Origin of the sequence: Pulveribacter sp., from assembly GCF_032079985.1 — a bacterium.
GTDB lineage: Bacteria > Pseudomonadota > Gammaproteobacteria > Burkholderiales > Burkholderiaceae_C > Melaminivora.
The window spans coordinates 1-22,342 of the sequence record NZ_DAMATK010000007.1; the positions used below are offsets into that span (position 1 = coordinate 1).

General features: G+C 67.6%; 25 protein-coding genes. 21 read left to right on the forward strand and 4 right to left on the reverse strand.

Annotated features, from left to right (window positions below):
* The first annotated feature begins 80 nt into the window (after positions 1–80).
* The 12 genes from rpsJ to RT282_RS15010 all read left to right on the forward strand — a co-directional run bounded on the left by rpsJ (position 81) and on the right by RT282_RS15010 (position 6,122).
* The gene (gene rpsJ / locus RT282_RS14955; protein ID WP_005796953.1) at positions 81–392 is read left to right on the forward strand and encodes a 30S ribosomal protein S10; all 312 of its coding nucleotides are present in this window, start codon (positions 81–83) and stop codon (positions 390–392) included.
* 250 nt (positions 393–642) lie between these two features.
* Positions 643–1,317, forward strand: a complete 675-nt coding sequence (gene rplC / locus RT282_RS14960) for a 50S ribosomal protein L3 (protein ID WP_312302259.1) — start codon at positions 643–645, stop codon at positions 1,315–1,317.
* Positions 1,318–1,938 carry a 50S ribosomal protein L4 gene (gene rplD, locus RT282_RS14965; protein WP_312302261.1) on the forward strand — a complete coding sequence of 207 codons (621 nt, stop codon included), beginning with the start codon at positions 1,318–1,320 and terminating at the stop codon, positions 1,936–1,938. It abuts the gene before it with no gap.
* Positions 1,935–2,249 carry a 50S ribosomal protein L23 gene (gene rplW / locus RT282_RS14970; protein WP_312302262.1) on the forward strand — a complete coding sequence of 105 codons (315 nt, stop codon included), beginning with the start codon at positions 1,935–1,937 and terminating at the stop codon, positions 2,247–2,249. The genes rplD and rplW overlap by 4 nt, the downstream gene beginning before the upstream one ends.
* 3 nt (positions 2,250–2,252) lie before the next feature.
* Positions 2,253–3,077: a 50S ribosomal protein L2 gene (gene rplB / locus RT282_RS14975; protein ID WP_312302263.1), complete on the forward strand. Its 825-nt coding sequence runs from the start codon at positions 2,253–2,255 to the stop codon at positions 3,075–3,077.
* Positions 3,078–3,087: 10 nt separating this feature from the next.
* Complete coding sequence (gene rpsS, locus RT282_RS14980) at positions 3,088–3,366, forward strand: 30S ribosomal protein S19 (RefSeq protein WP_106845254.1); 279 nt, start codon at positions 3,088–3,090, stop codon at positions 3,364–3,366.
* A gap of 10 nt (positions 3,367–3,376) precedes the next feature.
* The gene (rplV, locus tag RT282_RS14985) at positions 3,377–3,709 is read left to right on the forward strand and encodes a 50S ribosomal protein L22 (protein ID WP_146912106.1); all 333 of its coding nucleotides are present in this window, start codon (positions 3,377–3,379) and stop codon (positions 3,707–3,709) included.
* A gap of 15 nt (positions 3,710–3,724) precedes the next feature.
* Complete coding sequence (rpsC, locus tag RT282_RS14990) at positions 3,725–4,600, forward strand: 30S ribosomal protein S3 (protein WP_312302279.1); 876 nt, start codon at positions 3,725–3,727, stop codon at positions 4,598–4,600.
* Positions 4,601–4,602: 2 nt separating this feature from the next.
* A complete protein-coding gene (rplP, locus tag RT282_RS14995) occupies positions 4,603–5,019 on the forward strand; it encodes a 50S ribosomal protein L16 (RefSeq protein ID WP_013517326.1) in 417 nt (138 codons plus the stop codon).
* 17 nt (positions 5,020–5,036) lie between these two features.
* Positions 5,037–5,243, forward strand: coding sequence for a 50S ribosomal protein L29 (rpmC, locus tag RT282_RS15000; RefSeq protein ID WP_312302292.1), 207 nt, complete (start codon positions 5,037–5,039; stop codon positions 5,241–5,243).
* Between the two features lie 9 nt (positions 5,244–5,252).
* Positions 5,253–5,522 carry a 30S ribosomal protein S17 gene (rpsQ, locus tag RT282_RS15005; protein ID WP_312302295.1) on the forward strand — a complete coding sequence of 90 codons (270 nt, stop codon included), beginning with the start codon at positions 5,253–5,255 and terminating at the stop codon, positions 5,520–5,522.
* 90 nt (positions 5,523–5,612) lie between these two features.
* Complete coding sequence (locus tag RT282_RS15010; protein ID WP_313315566.1) at positions 5,613–6,122, forward strand: peroxiredoxin; 510 nt, start codon at positions 5,613–5,615, stop codon at positions 6,120–6,122.
* A 139-nt stretch (positions 6,123–6,261) separates the two neighbouring features.
* On the opposite strand, the gene RT282_RS15015 is transcribed toward RT282_RS15010, so the two are convergent.
* Positions 6,262–6,789 (reverse strand): GNAT family N-acetyltransferase, encoded by a 528-nt coding sequence (locus tag RT282_RS15015; RefSeq protein WP_409519496.1) that lies wholly within the window; start codon positions 6,787–6,789, stop codon positions 6,262–6,264.
* Positions 6,790–6,808: 19 nt separating this feature from the next.
* Positions 6,809–7,489: a cytochrome b/b6 domain-containing protein gene (locus RT282_RS15020; RefSeq protein WP_312758877.1), complete on the reverse strand. Its 681-nt coding sequence runs from the start codon at positions 7,487–7,489 to the stop codon at positions 6,809–6,811.
* A 217-nt stretch (positions 7,490–7,706) separates the two neighbouring features.
* Here RT282_RS15020 and RT282_RS15025 point away from each other — a divergent pair, with 217 nt between their 5' ends.
* On the forward strand, positions 7,707–8,168 hold the full coding sequence (locus RT282_RS15025) for a cytochrome c (RefSeq protein WP_313315568.1): 462 nt from the start codon (positions 7,707–7,709) through the stop codon (positions 8,166–8,168).
* Positions 8,169–8,266: 98 nt separating this feature from the next.
* Here the strand turns inward: RT282_RS15025 and RT282_RS15030 are convergent, their stop codons facing one another.
* Positions 8,267–8,770: a TlpA disulfide reductase family protein gene (locus tag RT282_RS15030; protein ID WP_313315569.1), complete on the reverse strand. Its 504-nt coding sequence runs from the start codon at positions 8,768–8,770 to the stop codon at positions 8,267–8,269.
* Positions 8,771–8,908: 138 nt separating this feature from the next.
* On the opposite strand from RT282_RS15030, the gene RT282_RS15035 reads away from it, so the two are divergent.
* The 8 genes from RT282_RS15035 to RT282_RS15070 all read left to right on the forward strand — a co-directional run bounded on the left by RT282_RS15035 (position 8,909) and on the right by RT282_RS15070 (position 18,594).
* On the forward strand, positions 8,909–9,313 hold the full coding sequence (locus tag RT282_RS15035) for a PTS fructose transporter subunit IIA (protein ID WP_312302306.1): 405 nt from the start codon (positions 8,909–8,911) through the stop codon (positions 9,311–9,313).
* A gap of 28 nt (positions 9,314–9,341) precedes the next feature.
* Positions 9,342–9,611 carry an HPr family phosphocarrier protein gene (locus RT282_RS15040; protein WP_313315573.1) on the forward strand — a complete coding sequence of 90 codons (270 nt, stop codon included), beginning with the start codon at positions 9,342–9,344 and terminating at the stop codon, positions 9,609–9,611.
* Positions 9,612–9,638: 27 nt separating this feature from the next.
* Entirely contained in the window at positions 9,639–11,390 is a 1,752-nt protein-coding gene (gene ptsP, locus RT282_RS15045; protein WP_313315575.1) for a phosphoenolpyruvate--protein phosphotransferase, read from the forward strand.
* A gap of 198 nt (positions 11,391–11,588) precedes the next feature.
* Positions 11,589–11,921 (forward strand): preprotein translocase subunit YajC, encoded by a 333-nt coding sequence (gene yajC / locus RT282_RS15050; RefSeq protein WP_312302315.1) that lies wholly within the window; start codon positions 11,589–11,591, stop codon positions 11,919–11,921.
* Between the two features lie 94 nt (positions 11,922–12,015).
* Positions 12,016–13,917, forward strand: a complete 1,902-nt coding sequence (secD, locus tag RT282_RS15055; RefSeq protein ID WP_312302318.1) for a protein translocase subunit SecD — start codon at positions 12,016–12,018, stop codon at positions 13,915–13,917.
* Positions 13,918–13,928: 11 nt separating this feature from the next.
* Positions 13,929–14,882 (forward strand): protein translocase subunit SecF, encoded by a 954-nt coding sequence (secF, locus tag RT282_RS15060; RefSeq protein WP_313315577.1) that lies wholly within the window; start codon positions 13,929–13,931, stop codon positions 14,880–14,882.
* A 61-nt stretch (positions 14,883–14,943) separates the two neighbouring features.
* Positions 14,944–17,301 (forward strand): DUF1631 family protein, encoded by a 2,358-nt coding sequence (locus RT282_RS15065; protein WP_313315580.1) that lies wholly within the window; start codon positions 14,944–14,946, stop codon positions 17,299–17,301.
* A 147-nt stretch (positions 17,302–17,448) separates the two neighbouring features.
* A complete protein-coding gene (locus RT282_RS15070) occupies positions 17,449–18,594 on the forward strand; it encodes a mechanosensitive ion channel family protein (RefSeq protein WP_313315582.1) in 1,146 nt (381 codons plus the stop codon).
* A 50-nt stretch (positions 18,595–18,644) separates the two neighbouring features.
* Here RT282_RS15070 and RT282_RS15075 read toward each other — a convergent pair whose 3' ends face one another.
* Positions 18,645–22,283: an indolepyruvate ferredoxin oxidoreductase family protein gene (locus tag RT282_RS15075; protein ID WP_313315584.1), complete on the reverse strand. Its 3,639-nt coding sequence runs from the start codon at positions 22,281–22,283 to the stop codon at positions 18,645–18,647.
* Positions 22,284–22,342: the final 59 nt, after the last annotated feature.

Sequence of the window (22,342 nt, forward strand, 5' to 3'; positions counted from 1 at the left end):
GCGAAGGCGGCCGCACGGTCGGCGCCGGCGTCGTGGCCAAGATCATCGAGTAATCACGGCATCCCAGCCCAAGGAACACCATGTCCAAGCAAAAGATCCGTATCCGCCTGAAGGCGTTCGATTACAAGCTGATCGACCAGTCCGCTGCCGAGATCGTTGACACTGCCAAGCGCACCGGCGCCATCGTCAAGGGCCCCGTGCCCCTGCCCACGCGCATGAAGCGTTTTGACATCCTGCGTTCGCCGCACGTCAACAAGACCAGCCGCGACCAGCTGGAGATCCGCACGCACCAGCGCCTGATGGACATCGTCGATCCCACCGACAAGACGGTGGACGCGCTGATGAAGCTGGACCTGCCGGCCGGCGTGGACGTCGAGATCAAGCTGCAGTAAACCTGTAGCCATCGCACCGCCCGCCTGCACCTTCGGGTGCACCGGGCGCCTTTCTAACGCGGACTTGCTCAGCTGAGCAGTCCGCGTTATACTTTGCGGCTTCGCATTTTTGCGCCCTGCGTTTGCTCGCGGGGTTTGCCGGTGCGAAGTTTCATCAACCTTCTTTCGTGCGCGCTGGCGCCACTCGTGGACCACTCGCAACGCCTTGGCCAATTGAAGTCGGGGCGGCGGAAGTTTTGGAGAATAACCAATGAGTCTGAGCAACTCCCTCGGGTTGCTGGGCCGCAAGGTGGGCATGATGCGTCTGTTCACCGATGACGGGGACGCAGTGCCCGTCACGGTGGTGGATGTGTCGGGCAACCGCGTGACCCAGGTCAAAACCCAAGAGAACGATGGCTACGTGGCCCTGCAGGTCACGTTCGGTTCGCGCAAGGCCTCGCGCGTGACCAAGCCTGAAGCCGGCCACCTCGCCAAGGCGGGTGTCGAAGCCGGTGAGATCATCCGTGAATTCCGCGTGACGGCAGAAACCGCCGGCAAGTACGCCGCTGGTACCAGCCTGCCCGTGGCTGACGTGTTCGCCGTGGGCCAGAAGGTCGATGTGCAGGGCACCTCGATCGGCAAGGGCTACGCCGGCACGATCAAGCGTCACAACTTCAGCTCGCAGCGCGCGTCGCACGGCAACAGCCGTTCGCACAACGTGCCCGGCTCCATCGGCATGGCCCAGGATCCCGGCCGCGTGTTCCCCGGCAAGAAGATGACGGGCCACATGGGCGACGAGACCGTGACCACCCAGAACCTCGATGTCATCCGCATCGACGAAGCCCGTCAGCTGCTGCTGATCAAGGGTGCCGTTCCCGGCTCCAAGGGCGGTTTCGTCACCGTGCGTCCGGCCATCAAGGCCACTGTCTCCAAGGGGGCGAACTAAATGCAGCTCGAACTCCTGAATGAACAAGGCCAAGCCGCGTCCAAGGTGGACGTGCCCGAGACCGTGTTCGACCGCCAGTACAACGAAGCGCTGGTCCACCAGATCGTCGTCGCCTACCAGGCCAATGCCCGCCAGGGCACCCGTGCCCAGAAGGACCGCGAGCAGGTGCGCCACTCGACCAAGAAGCCCTTCAAGCAAAAGGGCACCGGCAACGCACGTGCCGGTATGACCTCCTCGCCGCTGTGGCGTGGGGGCGGTCGCATCTTCCCGAACCTGCCTGACGAAAACTTCACGCAGAAGATCAATAAGAAGATGTACCGCGCCGGCATGGCCTCCATCCTGTCGCAGCTGGCCCGTGAAGGCCGTCTGGCCGTGGTGGACTCGCTGAAGCTGGACAGCCCCAAGACCAAGGTCCTGGCCGACAAGTTCAAGGCCATGAACCTGCAATCGGTGATGGTGATCGCCGATGAGGTCGATGAAAACCTGTACCTCGCCTCGCGCAATCTGAAGAACGTGTTCGTCGTCGAGCCGCGCTATGCAGATCCCGTGTCGCTGGTGCACTTCAAGAAAGTGCTCGTCACCAAGGGCGCGATCGACAAACTCAAGGAGATGTTCGCATGAGCACACCCCAGTTTGACGAAGGTCGTCTGATGCAGGTGCTGGTCGCTCCCATCGTGTCCGAGAAGGCCACCATGGTTGCCGAGAAGGCCAACGCTGTGACGTTCAAGGTGCTGCAAAACGCCACCAAGCCCGAGATCAAGGCCGCCGTGGAGCTGCTCTTCAAGGTCGAGGTCAAGGGCGTTTCCGTGCTCAACACCAAGGGCAAGACCCGCCGCTTCGGCAAGACCGTGGGCCGCCGCGACAACGTGCGCAAGGCCTATGTGCTGCTCAAGGAAGGCCAAGAGCTGAACCTGTCCGGGGAGGCCGCGTAAACCATGGCTGTCATCAAACTCAAACCGACTTCTCCCGGCCAGCGCGGCGCGGTGAAGATTTCGCGCGACCACCTGCACAAGGGTGCCGCACACGCGCCTCTGCTGGAGCCCCAGTTCCAGAAGGCCGGCCGCAACAACAACGGCCACATCACCATCCGTCACAAGGGCGGTGGCCACAAGCACCACTACCGCGTGGTGGACTTCCGTCGCAACAAGGACGCCATCCCCGCTAAGGTGGAGCGCATCGAGTACGACCCCAACCGCACGGCCCACATCGCCCTGGTGTGCTATGCCGACGGCGAGCGTCGCTACATCATCGCCCCGCGCAACCTGGAAGTGGGCGCGACCATCGTCAGCGGCTCCGAGGCTCCGATCCGCGTGGGCAACACCCTGCCGATCCGCAACATCCCCGTGGGCTCGACCATCCACTGCATCGAGCTGAAGGCCGGTGCCGGCGCGCAGATCGCGCGCTCGGCTGGCACTTTCGCCACGCTGCTGGCCCGCGAAGGCGTGTACGCCCAGGTGCGCATGCGCTCTGGTGAAGTGCGCCGCGTGCACATCGAGTGCCGCGCCACGATTGGCGAAGTGGCCAATGGCGAGCACAGCCTGCGTCAGCTGGGCAAGGCCGGTGTCAAGCGCTGGATGGGCATCCGCCCGACGGTGCGCGGCGTGGCCATGAACCCGATCGATCACCCGCACGGTGGTGGTGAAGGCCGTACCGGCGAAGGCCGTCACGCAGTTGACCCATGGGGCAACCTGACGAAGGGCTACCGCACCCGTAACAACAAGCGCACGCAGACCATGATCGTGTCGCGTCGCAAGAAGTAAGAGGTAGCAAATGACTCGTTCTCTCAAAAAGGGTCCGTTTGTTGACCACCACTTGCTGGCCAAGGCCGAGAAGGCTGTCGCCACCAAGGACAAGAAGCCTGTCAAGACCTGGTCGCGTCGCTCCATGGTTCTGCCCGACTTCATCGGCCTGACCATTGCCGTGCACAACGGCAAGCAGCACGTGCCGGTCTATGTCACCGACCAGATGGTGGGCCACAAGCTGGGCGAATTTGCCCTGACGCGGACCTTCAAGGGTCACCCTGCGGACAAGAAAGTCCAGAAGAAATAAGGAGTAGACCATGTCTGAAACACGTGCAGTCCTCCGGGGCGTGCGCCTGTCGGTGGACAAGGGCCGCCTCGTGGCTGACCTGATCCGCGGCAAGAAGGTGGACCAGGCCCTGGACATCCTGACCTTCACGCAAAAGAAGGCCGCCGGGATCGTCAAGAAGGTGCTGGAGTCCGCCATTGCCAACGCCGAGCACAACGACGGCGCCGACATCGACGAGCTGAAGGTCAAGACCATCTACGTCGAGCAAGGCACCACGCTCAAGCGTTTCACCGCGCGCGCCAAGGGCCGCGGCAACCGCATCAGCAAGCCGACCTGCCACATCTACGTGACCGTGGGCAACTGAGGCCAAAGGAAGAATATGGGACAGAAAATCCATCCTACCGGCTTCCGTCTGGCGGTCAGCCGCAACTGGGCCAGCCGCTGGTACGCGAGCAACCGTGACTTCGCCGGCATGCTGGCCGAAGACATCAAGGTGCGCGAGTTCCTGAAGGCCCGCCTGAAGAATGCCGCCGTCTCGCGCGTCATGATCGAGCGCCCCGCCAAGAACGCCCGCATCACCATCTACTCGGCTCGTCCGGGCGTGGTGATCGGCAAGAAGGGCGAAGACATCGAGAACCTGAAGAAGGAACTCGCCACTCGCCTGGGCGTGCCGGTTGCAGTGAACATCGAAGAAGTGCGCAAGCCCGAAATCGATGCCAAGCTGATCGCCGACTCGATCACCCAGCAGCTGGAAAAGCGCATCATGTTCCGCCGCGCCATGAAGCGCGCCATGCAGAACGCGATGCGCCTGGGCGCCCAGGGCATCAAGATCATGTCCTCGGGCCGTCTGAACGGCATCGAAATCGCCCGCACCGAGTGGTACCGCGAAGGCCGTGTGCCGCTGCACACGCTGCGCGCCGACATCGACTACGGCACCTCCGAAGCCAAGACCACCTACGGTGTGATCGGCGTGAAGGTGTGGGTCTACAAGGGCGACACGCTCGGCCGTGGCGATCTGCCGGCTGTCGAGACGCCCCGTCCCGACGACGAGCGCCGTCCGCGCGGCCCGCGCCGCGATGGCCGTGGTGACCGCCGTGATGGCGATCGCCGCGGTGGCGGTGGCCGCCGCCCGATGGGCACCAACGCCGCACCTGCCGATGGCAGCGACAAGCCGCAGGGCGCAGGTGCAGATTCCGTTAAGCGCGTAGCCAAGGCCGCGCCCGCTGCTGCAGCAGCGGACGGTAAAGGAGAATAAACATGCTGCAACCCGCACGCCGCAAGTTCCGCAAGGAACAAAAGGGCCGCAATACCGGCATTGCCACGCGTGGCAATTCGGTGGCCTTCGGTGATTTCGGCCTGAAGTGCACGGACCGCGGCCGCCTGACGGCCCGCCAGATCGAAGCCGCGCGCCGCGCGATTTCCCGCCACGTCAAGCGTGGGGGCCGCATCTGGATCCGCGTGTTCCCGGACAAGCCCATCTCCACCAAGCCCGCCGAAGTGCGTATGGGCAACGGCAAGGGCAACCCCGAGTACTACGTGGCCGAAATCCAGCCCGGCAAGGTCGTGTTCGAGATCGTGGGTGTGCCCGAGGAGCTGGCACGCGAGGCGTTCCGCCTGGCTGCTGCCAAGCTGCCGCTGCGCACCACGTTCGTGGCCCGTCAGATTGGCGCTTGAGAAACAAGAGGATCGATATGACGAAAGCTGCTGAACTGCGCCAAAAGGACGAGGCCGGCCTGAAGGACGAAATCAAGTCGCTGCAGAAGGCCCACTTCGGCCTGCGCATGCAAAAGGCCACGCAACAGCTGGGCAACACGACCCTGCTGAAGTCCACGCGCCGCGACATCGCCCGCGCCAAGACCATCCTTGCCCAAAAGCAAGCCGCCAACGTGAAGGCCTAAGGAGCGAACATGACGGAAGCCAAAACATCCCTCAAGCGCACCCTGGTCGGCAAGGTGGTGAGCGACAAGCGCGCCAAGACCATCACCGTGATGGTCGAGCGCCGCGTCAAGCACCCCATCTACGACAAGATCGTGATCAAGTCGAGCAAGTACCACGCGCACGACGAGAACGGTGACTACAAGATGGGCGATACCGTGGAAATCACGGAAAGCCGCCCGCTGTCCAAGACCAAGAACTGGGTGGCTACCCGCCTGGTGCAAAAGGCCGGTCTGGTCTAAGCCCTTGCGGCTCACGCCGCAGCGCTGCCACAGGAAACGACCCACAATCGTGGGTCGTTTTTTTTCGTCCCTACTTTTCAGGAGATTCGCATGATCAAGATCGGTGACACGCTGCCCGCAGCCACGTTGATGGAATACCAGCACGCCGAGGACGGCACCTGCGCCACCAGCGGCCCGCAGCCCGTGAACGTGCAGGAAGCCGCCGCCGGCAAGACCATCGCCCTGTTCGCCGTGCCCGGCGCCTTCACGCCCACCTGCTCGGCCCAGCACGTGCCCGGCTACGTGGAGAACGCCGATGCGCTGAAGGCCGCCGGCGTGGACGAGATCTGGTGTGTGTCGGTCAATGACGCCTTCGTCATGGGCGCCTGGGCCAAGGACCAGAAGACCGGCCGCAAGGTGCGCATGCTGGCCGACGGCGACGCGGCCTTCGCCAAGGCCACCGGCCTGACGCTGGACCTGAACGGCAAGGGCCTGGGCCTGCGCAGCAACCGCTATTCCATGCTGGTCAAGGACGGCAAGGTGGCGCAGCTGAACGTCGAGGCACCGGGCAAGTTCGAGGTCAGTGACGCGGCCACGCTGCTGGGTCAGGCCCGCGCCTGATCGGCATCGAGTCACTCGGCAAACGCCGCATGGGCCCGCCGCCCGTGCGGCGTTGCTCTTTATTTGATAGCTGCTCGCGCTTGACTGCCAAGGGCTGAAGGCTAAAAAGGCTTGAAACCTCTGGCGGTCTGGCTCGCCCTCAGAAGATGTCGGCCTTGAGGTAGTGCGCCCCGGCGATGGGGTTGTGGTAGTAGGGCGGGATTTCCTCGAAGCCCAGCTCGGCGTACAGCGCGCGCGCAGACTCCATGCCGTCCAGCGTGTCCAGCAGCACGCTGGCGTAGCCGGCGCGGCGGGCGGCGTCCAGCATGGCCTCGGCCAGCTGCCGGCCCAGGCCGAAGCCCCGGAAGGCTTTGCGCACGTACAGGCGCTTCATCTCGGCGGCGTTGGCGTAGTCGGCCGTGTCCAACGGCCGCAGCGCGCAGCAGCCGGCCAGCGCGCCGTCCACCAGGGCCAAAAGGATGCAGCCGCGCGGCGGAGCATAGTCGCCGGGCAGATCGGCCAGCTCGGCCTGGAAGTTCTGGAAACCCAGGTCGATGCCCAGGCTGTCCGCGTACTCCTCGAAGAGCTCGCGTACCTGCGCCATCTCGTGCGCTTCGGTGGGGTAGAGCAGGGCGATGGAGGGCAACGGGTCCACGGCGCGGTGCGTTTCCTCGGTAGCGGGTGTCATACGGGCAGTGTATCGGGCGCTAGAAGCCGCCCGCATCCAGGCGCGACACCCACCAGGCCGCCAGCGCGCACAGCGCCAGCAGCACGGCGGCGCGGGCGCGGCTGGCGCCATCGTCGCGCGAGGGCGGCACGGCCTGGGGCAGCGCCTTGTCCCCGGTGAGCATGGGCCGCACGATGGCGCGCCGGCGCACCAGGGCATAAAAGGCGATGGCGAGCACGTGCAGTCCCACCAGCGCGTACAGCAGGTACTGCCCCACGTCGGCGTGGTACCAGGTGGCGCGGCCTACCCACAGGCCGGACAGGTATTGCGCCAGCGGCCCCGTGAAGGAGATCTCGTCGTCGCTGGCCAGCCCGCTGGCCACCTGCAGTGCCAGGGCCGCCAGCAGGGCGAAGACCGACAGCGCGCCCAGCGGGGAATGGCCGACCTCGTCCACCTGGGGCTGCCCGCGCCCGCGCAGATAGGGCAGCAGCCGCGCGGGCGCATACAGAAAGCTGGCAAAGCGCGACCAGCGTCCGCCTACGAAGCCCCACAGCAGGCGGAAGGCCAACAGCGCCAGCACCACGTAGCCCAGCCGCAAATGCCACTGCATGGCACTGCCGCCCAGCTTGGCGGTGACCACCAGGGCGACCACCGCGGCGGCCAGCGACCAGTGAAACAGGCGGGTGGGCAGATCCCAGATGCGTACCGTGTGCTGTTGCATGGAAGGTAGGGGAGATCAAAAAAGGGGTAGGCCTCGGACATTGTGCCGGGCGGGGCGGCCTGCCGCAGCCGCCCATACTCGAGCAAACCCCGGGTGCTTGGCGCGTGCGCGGCGGCGCCACCGCGCCATACTGGGCACCGGCCGGGCGGCGCTGCGCCAAGGCGTGGGCCGCCCGGCCGCCCCTGTTCCCGCCCCCAACCCACGGACCGACCAGACCATGCAATTCAAGGCCCTCGCCCTCGCGCTGACCGCCGCCGCGGCCGGCATGCTCGCGCTGCCCGCAGCCGCCCAGTTTGCCAAGCTCGAAGACGCCATCAAGTACCGCCAGAGCACGTTGTTCGTCATCGGCCAGCACTTCGGGCGCATCGGCGCCATGGTCAACGGCAAGGCGCCCCATGACGCGCGCGCCGCGCAGGCCGACGCCGAAGTCATCGCCACGCTGGCGGCGCTGCCCTGGACGGCCTTCGGCCCCGGCACGGACAAGCCCGCGCCGACCAAGGCCAAGCCCAACGTGTGGACCGAACAGGCCAAGTTCACCGAGCACGCGGAGAAGTTCCAGGCCGAGGCGCCCAAGCTGCTGGTCGCCGCCAAGACCGGCAGCCTGGACAACCTGAAGGCCGCCTTCGGCCCCACGGCCAACTCCTGCAAGGCCTGCCACGACAGCTTCCGCGCCCGCTGACGCGCTAGCCTTTTGATAGCTGCCCGCGCAGGCCGGGCAAGCGAAAAGGCCGGTTTTCTTGTGAAAACCGGCCTTTGTCCGTGCAAGGTCCGGGTTGCTCAGGCTTCTGCCAGCAGCCGCTCGATCAGCCGGTGCAGCTCAGGGAAGTCGGGCGCGCCCACGTAGCTCTTCACGATCTCGCCACGCTTGTTGACGATGAAGGTGGTGGGGGTCAGCTTGACGTCTCCCCAGGCCTTGGCCACGGTGCCGGTGTTGTCGATGGCCACCTTGAAGGGCAGCTTGCGCGACTCGGTGAAGTTCACGACATAGCTGGGCGGGTCGTAGCTCATGGCCACGGCCAGGGTCTCGAAGCCCTGGCCCTTGTACTTGTCGTAGGTGGCGACGATCTCCGGCATCTCGGCCACGCAGGTGGTGCAGCTGGTGGCCCAGAAGTTCACCAGCGTGACCTTGCCGCGCAGGTCCTGCGTTGTCTGTTGGCTGCCGTCCAGCAGCACGAAGGTGGACTGCGGCGCCTCGTGTACGTTGGAGCGCAGCACCACCGCCGTGCCCACGCCGGCGGCCACCACCAGCGCCCCCGCCACCAGCCAATTTTTCATTTTCATCACTTCGCTCTCCGCAGCCGCCGTTATCGCACCGGCGATTGTGCCGCAGGCCTCAAACCCCGCTGTGCGTAAGACCGGCCGCGCGCCGCGCGGTTCCCCAGGCCAGGGGGTGCGCTGGCGATAATGTGCGGTCAAGCCATGACCACGCGCCTACTCATCATCGCCCACGAGCCGCTGGCCCACGCCCTGCGGGAATGCGCACTGCATGTGTTCCCCGACTGCGCTCCCGACCTGCAGGCGCTGGACGTGCCACCCGACGAGCCGCCCGAGGCCACGCTGCTGGCCGCCCGCGCCCTGCGCGCCACGCAGGACGGCGCGCCGCTGCTGGTGCTGACCGACGTGGTCGGCGCCACGCCCGCCAATGTGGCGCGGCGCCTGGTGGACGACGTGCATTCCCGCCTGGTGGCCGGCGTCAACCTGCCGATGCTGCTGCGCGCCGTGAGCTACCGCGCCGAGCCTCTGGAGGCGCTGGCCGCCCGTGCGCTGGCCGGCGGCGCTCAGGGCGTGGTGCCCGTCGCGGCCGCCGAGGCGGCGCGGGGCTGAGTCCGCTTCTCTCCATCCCGGCAACTTCATGATCCAACAGACCATCACCATCAGCAACAAGCTGGGCCTGCATGCGCGCGCCTCGGCCAAGCTCACCAAGCTGGCGGGCAGCTTCGCCTGCAACGTCTTCCTGAGCCGGGGCGAGCGCCGTGTGAACGCCAAGAGCATCATGGGCGTGATGATGCTGGCCGCCGGCCTGGGCGCGCAGGTGGAGATTGAGACCGACGGCAGCGATGAGCAGGAGGCCATGCAAGCCCTGCTGGAGCTGATCAACGGCAAGTTCGGCGAGGGCGAATAGCACCACACACGGCACGAGGTCGATCGCATGACGTTTTCCATCCACGGATTGCCCGTCGCACGGGGCATCGCCATCGGGCGCGCCGTGCTGGCCGCGGCCAGCCGCATGGAGGTCGTGCACTACTTCATTGAAGCGGGCGATGTCGAGGCCGAACTGGCCCGCGCCCGGAGCGCGCGCGACGCCGTGATCCATGAATTGCAGCGCCTGCAGGCCGATATGCCGGCCGACGCACCGCAGGAACTGGCCGCGCTGCTGGACGTGCACATCCTGCTGCTGCAGGACGAGGCCCTGGTGGGCGGCGTGCGCCACTGGGTCACCGAGCGGCTGTACAACGCCGAGTGGGCGCTGACCACGCAGCTGGAAGTGCTCAGCCGCCAGTTCGACGAGATGGAGGACGACTACCTGCGCGAGCGCAAGGCCGACCTGGAGCAGGTCGTCGAACGCATCCTGCGCCACCTGCGCGGCGCGCACGTGGACGGGCCGGCGCGCCTGGCAGCCGCCGCCGGCGGGGGCAGCGCCACGCCGCTGGTGCTGGTGGCCTACGACCTGTCGCCGGCCGACATGCTGCAGTTCAAGCAGAGCGTGTTCGCCGGCTTCGTGACCGGCGTGGGCGGCAAGACCAGCCACACCGCCATCGTCGCGCGCAGCATGGACATCCCCGCCGTGGTGGGCGCGCGCGGGGTCAGCCAGCTGGTGCGCCAGGACGACTGGGTCATCATCGACGGCGATGCCGGCGTGGTCATCGTCGACCCTTCGCCCATCGTCATGGACGAATACCGCTTTCGCCAGCGCCAGGGCCTGCTGGAGCGCGAGCGACTGGCGCGGCTGCGGCACACGCCCTCGGTCACGCTGGACGGCCAGCCGGTGGAGTTGCTGGCCAACATCGAGCAGCCCCAGGACGCAGCCGCCGCGCTGCGCGCCGGCGCCGTGGGCGTGGGGCTGTTTCGCACCGAATTCCTGTTCATGGACCGCGGCGGCAGGCTGCCGGACGAGGAGGCGCAATACCTGGCCTACCGCGAGGCCGTACAGGGCATGCAAGGCCTGCCGGTGACCATTCGCACGGTGGACGTGGGCGCCGACAAGCCGCTGGACAAGTCGCACCGCGACAGCTCGCTCAACCCGGCCCTGGGCCTGCGCGCCATCCGGTGGAGCCTGGCCGATCCGGCCATGTTCCGCACCCAGCTGCGCGCCATCCTGCGCGCGGCCGCGCACGGCAAGGTGCGGCTGCTGTTTCCCATGCTGGCCCACCTCTCGGAGATCCGCCAGACGCTGGCCCAGGTGCAGCTGGCGCGCGCCGAGCTGGACGCGCGCGGCGCCGTGTACGGGCCGGTGCAGCTGGGCGCCATGATCGAGGTGCCGGCCGCGGCGCTGGTGGTGCGCCAGTTCCTGGCGCACTTCGACTTCCTGTCCATCGGAACCAACGACCTGATCCAGTACGCCCTGGCCATCGACCGGGCCGACGAGGCCGTGGCCCCGCTGTACGACCCGCTGCACCCGGCCGTGCTGGGTCTGGTGGCCGACGTGATCGCCGCCGGCGCGCGCGCCGGCAAGCCGGTCAGCGTGTGCGGCGAAATGGCGGGCGACGTGGCCATGACGCGGCTGCTGCTGGGCTTGGGGTTGCGCAGCTTTTCCATGCACCCCGCGCAGGTGCTGGCCGTCAAGCAGGAGGTGCTGCGCGTGGACGCACGCCAGCTTGCCGGCTGGGCCGCCCAGGTGCTGGAGGCTGACGAGCCCGCCGCGCTGCTGAATGCGCCGCAAGCCCAGCAGCATCAATTTTGATAGCTTTCTGCGCTTGCCTGGCGGGCGTTTGAGCCACTTTTTATATAAAAGCCAAACCGGGGGGCGCGCAGGGTCAAGCCAGGCCAGTGGGCCGGTGGCGGGGCGCCGCATACAATGACCGGCTGCCTGCTCGCCGGCCCTGGCGCCCGCGCACGGCCACTTTCCTATTTTTTCCTGCCGATTTCCGGAGCCTGCCCCGTGCTGATTTCTTCCGCCTTTGCACAGACCGCCCCCGCCGCTGCCGCCGAGGGCGGCATGATGGCCTCGCTCACCGGCATGCTGCCGCTGGTGCTGATGTTCGTGGTGTTGTACTTCATCATGATCCGCCCCCAGATGAAGCGCCAGAAGGAACACCGCGCCATGATCGAAGCCCTGGCCAAGGGCGACGAAGTGGCCACCGCCGGCGGCCTGCTGGGCCGCGTCACGCGCCTGGGCGAAGGCTCACTGCACCTGGAGATCGCCAACGGCGTCGAGGTGCAGGTGCAGCGCAGCGCCGTGACGCAAGTCCTGCCCAAGGGCTCGGTCAAGTAACCATCCGCCTGGCTGAACACGTTGAAGCCATTGCGACGGGGCGTGCCGACCAAGGCCCGCCCCGTCATCCGTTTGTGAGACGAAGAGCGCGATCATGAACCGTTACCCGGTCTGGAAGTACGCGATCCTGGGGATCGCGTTGCTCGTTGGGTTCCTCTACACCCTGCCCAACTTTTTCGGCGAGGCCCCTGCGGTGCAGGTCTCCTCGGCCAAGGCCACCATCAAGGTGGACTCCGCTTTGCAGGAGCGCGTGCAGCAGGTGCTGGAGGCGGCGGGCGTGACCTCCGACTCCATCGTGCTGGAAGGCACGTCGGTGCGCGCGCGTTTCGACACGCCGGACATCCAGCTCAAGGCCAAGGACGCGCTGGAAAAGGCGCTGATCCCCGACCCCAGCGACCCGCCCTACATCGTCGCCCTCAACCTGGTTTCGCGTTCGCCCGACTGGCTGACCGCGCTGCACGCGCGCCCCATGTACCTGGGCCTGGACCTGCGCGGCGGCGTGCACTTCATGCTGCAGGTGGACATGCAGGCGGCGCTGACCAAGAAGGCCGAGTCCCTGGCTGGCGACCTGCGCAGCAGCCTGCGCGAGAAGAACATCCGCCATGGCGGCGTCAGCCGCGAAGGCCAGACGGTGCAGGTGCGCCTGCGCGACCAGGCCCAGCTGACGGCCGCGCGCAACCTGATCGCCGACCAGTTCGCCGACCTGCAGGCGACCACCGTCACCGATGGCGACACCACGGTGCTCACCGCCAGCATCAAGCCCGAGGCCCTGCGCCGCGTGCAGGAACAGGCGCTCAAGCAGAACATCACCACGCTGCACAACCGCATCAACGAGCTGGGAGTGGCCGAACCGGTCATCCAGCAGCAGGGCCTGGACCGCATCGTGGTGCAGCTGCCCGGCGTGCAGGACACGGCCAAGGCCAAGGACATCCTGGGCCGCACCGCCACGCTGGAAGTGCGCATGGTCGATGAGGGCACCGAGGCGCGCGCCGCCGAGATGGGGACCGGCCCCGTGCCCTTTGGCGACGAGAAATACCTGGACCGCAACGGCCAGGCCGTGATCGTCAAGAAGCAGGTGGTGCTCACGGGTGAGAACCTGACCGACGCCCAGCCGGGCTTTGACAGCCAGACGCAGGAGCCCACCGTCAACCTGACGCTCGACGCCAAGGGCTCGCGCATCTTCAAGGACGTGACGCGCGAGAACGTGGGCAAGCGCATGGCCATCGTGCTGTTCGAAAAGGGCAAGGGCGAGGTGGTGACGGCCCCCGTGATCCGCAGCGAGATCGGCGGCGGGCGGGTGCAGATCTCCGGGCGCATGACCACCGTGGAGGCCAATGACACGGCGCTGCTGCTGCGCGCCGGCTCGCTGGCCGCGCCCATGGAGATCATCGAGGAATACACCATCGGCCCCAGCCTGGGCGCCGACAACATCGCCCGCGGCGTGAACAGCGTGGTCTGGGGCATGGTGGCCATCGCGGCCTTCATGTGCGTGTACTACATGCTGTTCGGCGTGTTCTCGACCATCGCGCTGTCGGTGAACGTGCTGATGCTGGTGGCCATCCTGTCCATGCTGCAGGCCACGCTGACCCTGCCCGGCATCGCCGCCATGGCGCTGGCGCTGGGCGTGGCCATCGACTCCAACGTGCTGATCAACGAGCGCATCCGCGAGGAGCTGCGCGCCGGCGTGGCGCCGCAGGCGGCGATCGCCACCGGCTACGACCGCGCCTGGGCCACCATCCTGGACTCCAACGTGACCACGCTGATTGCCGGCCTGGCCTTGCTGGCCTTCGGCACCGGCCCGGTGCGCGGCTTTGCCGTGGTCCACTGCATCGGCATCCTGACCAGCATGTTCTCGGCGGTGTTCTTCTCGCGCGGCCTGGTCAATTTCTGGTATGGCCGCAAGAAGAAGCTCAAGAGCGTCTCCATCGGCCAGGTCTGGAAGCCTGAAGACGCCTCGCAGCTGCGCTCCGTGGCCGGCCGCGCCAGCAACGACTAAAGGGAAGGATCATGGAGTTTTTCCGCATCAAAAGGGACATCCCTTTCATGAAGTACGCGTTGGTGCTCAACGCGATTTCCTTCATCACCTTCGCCCTGGCGGTCTTCTTCCTGGTCACGCGCGGGTTGCACCTGTCGGTGGAGTTCACCGGCGGCACCGTTATGGAGGTGGCCTACACACAGACCGCCGACACGGCCAAGGTGCGCGAGACGGTCGCCAGCCTGGGGTACCCGGATGTGACGGTGCAGAACTTCGGCACCTCGCGCGACGTGATGATCCGCCTGCCGGTGCAAAAGGGAGTGACCTCGGCGCAGCAAAGCGACCAGGTGCTGGCGGCGCTGAAAAGCCAGGATGACTCGGTGGTGCTGCGCCGCACCGAGTTCGTCGGCCCGCAGGTGGGCGAGGAGCTGGTGCACGGCGGCCTGATGGCGCTGGGCATGGTGGTGCTGGGCATCGTCATCTACCTGGCCTTGCGCTTCGAGTGGAAGTTCGGCGTGGCGGCCATCATCGCCAACCTGCACGACGTGGTCATCATCCTGGGCTTCTTCGCCTTCTTCCAGTGGGAGTTCTCGCTGTCGGTGCTGGCCGGCGTGCTGGCCGTGCTGGGCTACTCGGTCAATGAGTCGGTGGTGATCTTCGACCGGATCCGCGAGACCTTCCGCAAGTTCAGAAAGCTCAACACGCACGAGGTGATCGACCACGCCATCACCTCGACCATGAGCCGCACCATCATCACCCACGCCTCCACCGAGGCCATGGTGCTGTCCATGTTCTTTTTCGGCGGCCCCAGCCTGCACTACTTCGCTCTGGCGCTGACCATCGGCATCCTGTTCGGCATCTACTCCTCGGTGTTCGTGGCGGCGGCGATTGCCATGTGGCTGGGTGTCAAGCGCGAGGATCTGGTCAAGGCCGGCTCCAAGCGCGAAGGCGACCCGGACGACCCGAACGCGGGCGCCGTGGTCTGATACCCCCGGGCGGCACTCAGCCCTGGCTGGCGCTGCCCGGCAGCCGCTAACATGGCACGTTATGGACTTCGCGTCGCACCCCGCCGCTGCCCGTCGGCTCGCCCAGCTGGCGCGCCAGCATTTCGTGGACGGGCTGTGCGCCGGCCTGCCGGTGGTGGCGCAGGCGCTGGGGAGCTTTCTCACTGACCTCATGGGCCAGACCGGCACGCAGCGCGAGATGCAACTGCACCGGGACGCCTGGCAAGCCTTTCAGAACGGCCACAAGGACTGGACCGAGCACGCCGCCCGTGCCTGGCGCGCCGCGCTGGCCCCTGCCGCTCCCGCGCCGGTGCGGCGCCCCGCCCCCGGGCTGGATGGCCTGGCGCTGCTGGACGACGATGTGGTGGAGAACCAGATTGCCGCCTCGCGTATGGCCCTGCCCGTGCTGGAGCAGGTGGGCACCAGCTTTGATGCCGTGCGCCAGCGCACGCAGCAACTGGAAGGCGCCGAGCTGGCGTCCGGCGACATCCTGCGGCCCGAGTCCTGGTGCCTGGCCCTGGTGGATGCGTGGCTGCAGGCCGGCCTGAAGCGCGAAGTCTTCGCGCTGGTGCTGGATGCGCTGCAGCGCGAGCTGGCCGCGCTGGCGCTGACGCAATACCAGGCCGTGGTCAAGTTCTACGACAGCCAGGGCGTGGCCAGCGTCGGCGAAGACCTGCGCGCCCGTGTGCGTCGCCCGAACGCCGTGTCCGGCGGCAGCGGCCATGGCCCATCGACCGGGCCGGAGGCACACTCCAGCTCGCGCCCCTCGCACCTGCAGCCGCCCCCGTATGGCATGCCTGCGGGGGGGCGTCCCATGCCGGTGCCGCGCGGCAGCCACCCGGCGCCTTTCACCACGGGCGGCATGCCGCTGCCCACCGGCGTCACCATTCCCGGCCCGCTGATCCGCGCGCGCCAGCGCGCCTATGGCGTGATGGCCCAGGTGCGCCGCCTGCTGACCCAGCCGGCCATGGGCGGCTATGACATGGTCAAGGCGCCGCCGGCGTCCGCCGCCCTGGTGCACGCGCTGGCGGCCCAGCGCGTGTCGCTGGAGAGCTACTACGACAGCCTGACGGCCATGGCGCACCACGCCGGCCCGCAGGCCGTGGTGCGCGTGGCCGGCGTGGTACGCGAGCGCGCCGCCGAGTTGAAGGAAAAGGCCGCCACGGCCAGCGAGAAGGCCATCATCGAGGTGGTGGCGCTGATGTTCCAGAGCATCCTGAGCGAGGAGCGCATCCCTCCGGCCATGCGGGTGTGGTTCGCTCGGCTGCAGGTGCCGGTGCTGCGCGTCGCCCTGGCCGAGCCGGAGTTCTTCAGCAACATGGCGCACCCCGCGCGCCAGCTCATCGACCGCATGGGCGCCTGCGTGCTGGGCTTTGATGCCAGCAGCATCAATGGCAGCGCCCTGGAGGCCGAGGTGCGCCGCATCGTGCAGGTCATCGAGCAATACCCGGAGACCGGCCAGCGGGTGTTTGCCATCGCCCACGAGGAGTTCGAGGCCTTCCTGGCCAAGTTCCTGGCCGAACGCCAGGGCGGCACCACGGCGCGCATCGTCAGCGTGGCCCAGCAGGTCGAGCAGCGCGAGACGCTGGCCATCCAGTACACCATCGAGCTGCGCACCCTGCTGAAAGACATGCCGGTGCGCGACGAGATCCGCGAATTTCTGTTCAAGACCTGGGCCGAGGTGCTGGCCGTGTGCGCCGTGCGCCACGGGCCGCAGCATGCCGTCACCGCCGAGTGCAAGCGCGCCGCGGCCGACCTGGTGTGGGCCGCCAGCGCCAAGCCCAACCGCGCCGACCGCGCCCAGGTCATCCAGAGCCTGCCGGCGCTGCTGCAGTCGCTGCGCCGCGGCCTGACCCTGCTGGGCGTGGCCGGGGCCGAGCAGGACGCGCAGATCAAGCTGCTGACGGACACCCTGGCCGACGCCTTCCTGTCCAAGACCGCCACCATTCCCCAGGCGCACATCGACGCCATGGCGCGCCGCCTGGCGAACCTGGAGGACTACCTGAGCGACGAGGCGCTGGGCGAGATGCCGCTGAGCGCCGAGAACATCGAGCTGCTGCTGGGCATCGACGCCTCCGCCATCCACGTCTTTGCCGACAACGAGGCGCCGGTGCAGCCGGAGATGGTCGCGTGGGCCCAGCAGCTGCCCCTGGGCACATGGTTCACCCTGGACCACAACGGCGCCTCGGCCCAGGTGCAGTACGTGTGGCACAGCCAGCGCCGCCAGCTGCACCTGTTCGCCGCCTCCGACGGCGCCAGCTACCTGCTGCAGCTGCGCCGCCTGGGTGCCTACCTGCAGGCCGCGCTGATCGTGCCGCAGGAGGAAGAAAGCCTGACCCTGCGCGCCACGCGCGAGGCCCTGACCAAGCTGGACGCCAACCCCGGGCGGCTGCTGAGCTGAAGCCGTCATCGTCGGCCTGGGCCTACGCGCGCATCGCGGTGCGTCCCCTACCATGTTCCCCGCACGGCGACCTCCTTACAGGTCGCCGTGCCGTTTTCAGCACCTGACAAAAGTACCAACGGAAGAAAGAAAGGAAACCGCATCGCCATGGATTTCGCACGGGACTGGACCTGGCTGCACAGCGAAGCCCTGTGGGGCATGTCGGCCGCCAGCATGCTGCTGGCCGCCGCAGCCGCCATGGGCACCTATCTGCTGCTCACGCTGACGCTGCGCTGGGCGCAGCGGCGGGTGCGCCGGCACGACGAGGAGGGCGTGGCCCGGGGTGGGGCCGGCGGCCTGCTGGCCCAGCTGCTGGCCGGCACCAGCCAGCTGCTGATCGTGCTGGCGTCCGTACTGGTCGGCCTGGGTCTGCTGGATCTGCCGGACCGCTGGCACGGCCGCGTGGGTCAGCTGTGGTTCCTGGCCGTGGCGGTGCAGATCGGCCTGTGGGGTTCGCGCGCCACCAGCGTGGCGGTGCAGCGCTACCGCCAGCACCATGGCGTGGGCGCCACGGGCCAGGCCAGCGCCTCGGCCACGCTCATGTCCTGGGGTCTGCGCACGCTGCTGTGGGTCACGGTGCTGCTGGCCATTCTGTCCAACCTGGGGGTCAACATCACCGCCTTCATCGCCAGCCTGGGCGTGGGTGGTGTGGCGGTGGCGCTGGCGCTGCAGAACATCCTGGGCGACCTGTTCGCCTCCATGGCCATCGCCGTGGACAAGCCCTTCGAGGTGGGCGACTTCATCGTCGTGGGCGGCGTCGCCGGCACGGTGCAGCAAGTGGGCGTGAAGACCACCCGCATCAAGGCACTCAGCGGCGAGCAGGTGGTGATGGGCAATACCGACCTGCTCAAGCAGACCATCAACAACTACCGCCTGATGCGCGAGCGGCGCATCGTGTTCAGCTTCGGCATCGCCCAGTCCACACCTGCGGACAAGGCCGAGCAAGTGTCGCGCACCGTGGCCGAGATCATCCGTGCCGTGCCGCAGGTGCGCTTCGACCGCGCGCACCTCAAGGGCTTCGGCGCCAGCTCGCTCGACTATGAGGTGGTCTACATCGTCGAGGACCCAGGCTTCAACGTGTACATGGACATCCAGCAGCGCATCAATCTGCAGCTGCTGGAGCGCCTGCGCGCCCTGGACGTGCAGCTGGCCGTGCCGGTCAGCCGCCTGCAGTTCAACAGTCCGCCGGCCGGCGCCCAGCAGGCCGACGTGCTGGCCCAGGCAGCGGTCGCAGGCGGCGCGGGCCGGGCATAAAAAAACGCACGCCCGAAGGCGTGCGTTTCAGTGCAGGGTGGCCGGTCCGGTCAGGCGGTCACGCGCTGGGCCGTGGCCGGGACGGCAGCGCCACTGCGCCAACGATCCATCAGGGCGAACCACTTCTTGCGCGCGGCCGCCAGGTGGCGCTCCTTCACGTGGCCATAGCCGCGGATGTCTTCGGGAATGCGGGCGATCTCCACGGCCAGCGCCAGGCGCTCGGGAGCCAGGCCAGCCAGCAGCTCCTCGATGCAGGCGCGGTACTCCTGGATCAGCGTGCGCTCGGTGCGCCGTTCCTCGGTCTTGCCGAACGGATCCAACGCCGTGCCGCGCAGACCCTTGAGCTTGGCCAACAGGCCCATGCCGCGGCGCATCCACTCGCCATAGGACTGTTTGATGGGCTCGCCCCGGTCGTTCTTCTTCAGCGCGAAGCTGGGCGGTGCCAGGTGGTGGACGATTTTGTAGTCCCCCTCGAACATGCCCTCGATGCGCGCCGTGAAGGCCGGGTCGGTGTGCAGGCGAGCCACCTCGTACTCGTCCTTGTAGGCCATCAGCTTGAACAGGTAACGCGCCACCGCCTCGGTCAGACGCGTCGAGCCCTGGCTGGCGCGGCCCTCGGCCGCCTGCACCTTCTCGACGAAGGCGCGGTACTCGGCCGCATAGGCGGCGTTCTGGTAGCCGGTGAGGAACTCCACGCGCTTGGCCAGCATCTCGGCCAGGCCGGGCTTCTTCACGAACTCGATCACCTGCGTGGTGGCCAGCAGCGCCTGCACCTGCTGCGGCTCGTGCGCCAGGCGGCGGCCCCACTCGAAGGCGGCCTGGTTGTTGGCCACCTGCACGCCATTGAGCTCCATGGCGCGCATCAGCGCGGCGTGGCTCAAGGGAATGCGGCCCTTCTGCCAGGCGTAGCCCAGCATCAGCGGGTTGGTGTAGATGCTGTCGCCCAGCAGCTGCGTGGCCGCGCGCTCGGCGTCGATCACGCCCAGCAGCGCCTGGCCCACGGTCTGGCCGATGGCCGCCTCGCAGCTGCCGGCCGGGAACTGCCAGTCCGGGTTGTGCACGAAGGCTGCCGCCGGCGTGCCGCTGGTGTTCAGCGCCACGAAGGTGCGGCCCGGCTGCATCGATGCCAGCGTGACCTTGTTGGCGGCGACGATGGGGTCGCAGCCGATGATCAGGTCGGCCTTGGCCGTGTCCACCTTGGTGGTGTAGATGGCCTCGGGGCGGTTGGCGATCTGCACGTGGCTCCAGGTGGCCCCGCCCTTTTGCGCCAGGCCGGCCGCGTCCTGCGTGATGACGCCCTTGCCCTCCAAGTGCGCGGCCATGCCCAGCAGCGAGCCGATGGTGATCACGCCCGTGCCGCCCACGCCGGCCACCACGATGCCCCAGGCCTCTTCGGCCACCGGCAGCGCCGGCTCAGGGATAGGCGGCAGGCTGGCCAGGTCGCCCTTCTTTTCCTTCTTGGGTTTCTTCAGTTGCCCGCCTTCGACGGTCACGAAGCTGGGGCAAAAGCCCTTCACGCAGGAATAGTCCTTGTTGCAGGTGCTCTGGTTGATGCGGCGCTTGCGGCCGAACTCGGTCTCCACCGGCTCCACCGACAGGCAGTTCGATTGCACCGAGCAGTCGCCGCAGCCCTCGCACACCAGCTCGTTGATGACCACCGTCTTGGCCGGCGTGGCCAGCTTGCCGCGCTTCCTGCGCCGGCGTTTTTCCGTGGCGCAGGTCTGGTCGTAGATCAGCGCCGTGCAGCCAGGGGTGTCGCGCAGCTCGCGCTGGATGCGGTCCAGCTCGTCGCGGTGGAAGACCTCGATGCCGGCCGGCAGGTCGTTCAGCAGCTCGGGGCGGCCATCGCGGGAGCTGCCGGCGGCGTGGGTGCGGCCCTGGTACTTGGCCGGCTCGTCGGTCACCACCACCAGCTTGGCCACGCCTTCGGCGCGCAGGCTGTGCGCGATCTGCGCCACCGAATGGCCTTCCGGACGCTCGCCCACCTGCTGACCGCCCGTCATGGCCACAGCGTCGTTGTAGAGGATCTTGTAGGTGATGTTGGTGCCCGCGGCGATGGACTGGCGAATCGCCAGCAGGCCGCTGTGGAAGTACGTGCCGTCGCCCAGGTTGGCGAACACGTGCTTGTCCTTGGTGAAGGGCGCCTGGCCGACCCAGGTCACGCCCTCGCCACCCATCTGCGTGAAGGTGCTGGTGCTGCGATCAGGCATCCAGTTGGCCATGTAGTGGCAGCCGATGCCGGCCACGGCGCGCGAACCCTCGGGCACGCGGGTGCTGGTGTTGTGCGGGCAGCCGCTGCAGAACCACGGCGTGCGCTCGCCCGTCTGCACGGTCTGCGCGGCCAGGCCCTGCTCGCGCGCGTCGATGACCGACAGGCGCTCGTTCATGCGCGCCACGACGTGCTCCGGCACGCCCAGCTTGGTCAGGCGCCGGGCGATGGCGCGGGCGATCAGTGCCGGCGTCAGATCGGCCTTGGGGCGCAGCAGCCAGTTCTGGCTGGGGTTGGGCATGCCCCACTCGCCGCCGGAATGGTCGCCTTCGACCTCGTCGAACTTGCCCAGCACGTTGGGACGCACGTCGGCGCGCCAGTTGTACAGCTGCTCCTTGAGCTGGTATTCGATGACCTGGCGCTTTTCCTCCACCACCAGGATCTCCTGCAGCCCCTCGGCGAAGCCGCGCGTGATGTTGGCCTCCAGTGGCCAGACCACGTTGACCTTGTGCACGCGGATGCCCAGCTCGCGGCAGGTGTCATCGTCCAGACCCAGGTCAACCAGCGCCTGGCGCATGTCGTTGTAGGCCTTGCCGCTCGCGATCAGGCCGAAGCGGTCGCGTGCGCCGCTTTCGATCACGTTGTAGTTGAGCTTGTTGGCGCGTACGTACGCAAGAGCCGCATACCACTTGTAGTCCATCAGACGCGCCTCCTGCTCCAGCGGCGCGTCGGGCCAGCGGATGTGCAGGCCGCCGGGCGGCATGGCGAAATCCTCGGGCAGCACGATCTGCACGCGGTCCGGGTCCACCGAGACGCTGGCGCTCGACTCCACCACCTCCTGGATGGTCTTCATGCCCGACCACAGGCCGGAGAAGCGGCTCATGGCGAAGGCGTGCAGACCCATGTCCAGGATCTCCTGCACGCTGCTGGGGAAGAACACCGGCAGGCCGCAGGCCTTGAAGATGTGGTCGCTTTGGTGCGCGGCCGTGCTGCTCTTGCTGATGTGGTCGTCGCCGGCCACCGCGATCACGCCGCCGTGGCGCGCCGTGCCGGCCATGTTGGCGTGCTTGAACACGTCGCCGCTGCGGTCCACGCCCGGGCCCTTGCCATACCAGATGCCGAAGACGCCGTCGTACTTCTTGCTGTCCGGGTAGATGTCCAGCTGCTGCGTGCCCCACACGGCGGTGGCGGCCAGCTCCTCGTTCACGCCAGGCTGGAAGACCACGTGCTGCTCGGCCAGGTGCTTGCGCGCGGCCCATAGCGCCTGATCGTAGTTGCCCAGGGGCGAGCCGCGGTAGCCGCTGATGAAGCCGGCGGTGTTCAGGCCCGCGGCCGCGTCGCGCTGGCGCTGCAGCATGGGCAGGCGCACCAGGGCCTGCGTGCCGCTCATGAAGGCGCGGCCGTGCTCCAGGGTGTATTTGTCTTCTAGGGTGACAGTCTCGAGCGCGCGGCGCACGTGCTCAGGCAGGGGGGCGTTCATGGCGTTGTCTCCGTGGGGTGTGGCGTGTCCCTGGGGTGGCGGGCACGGCCGTGCATGGC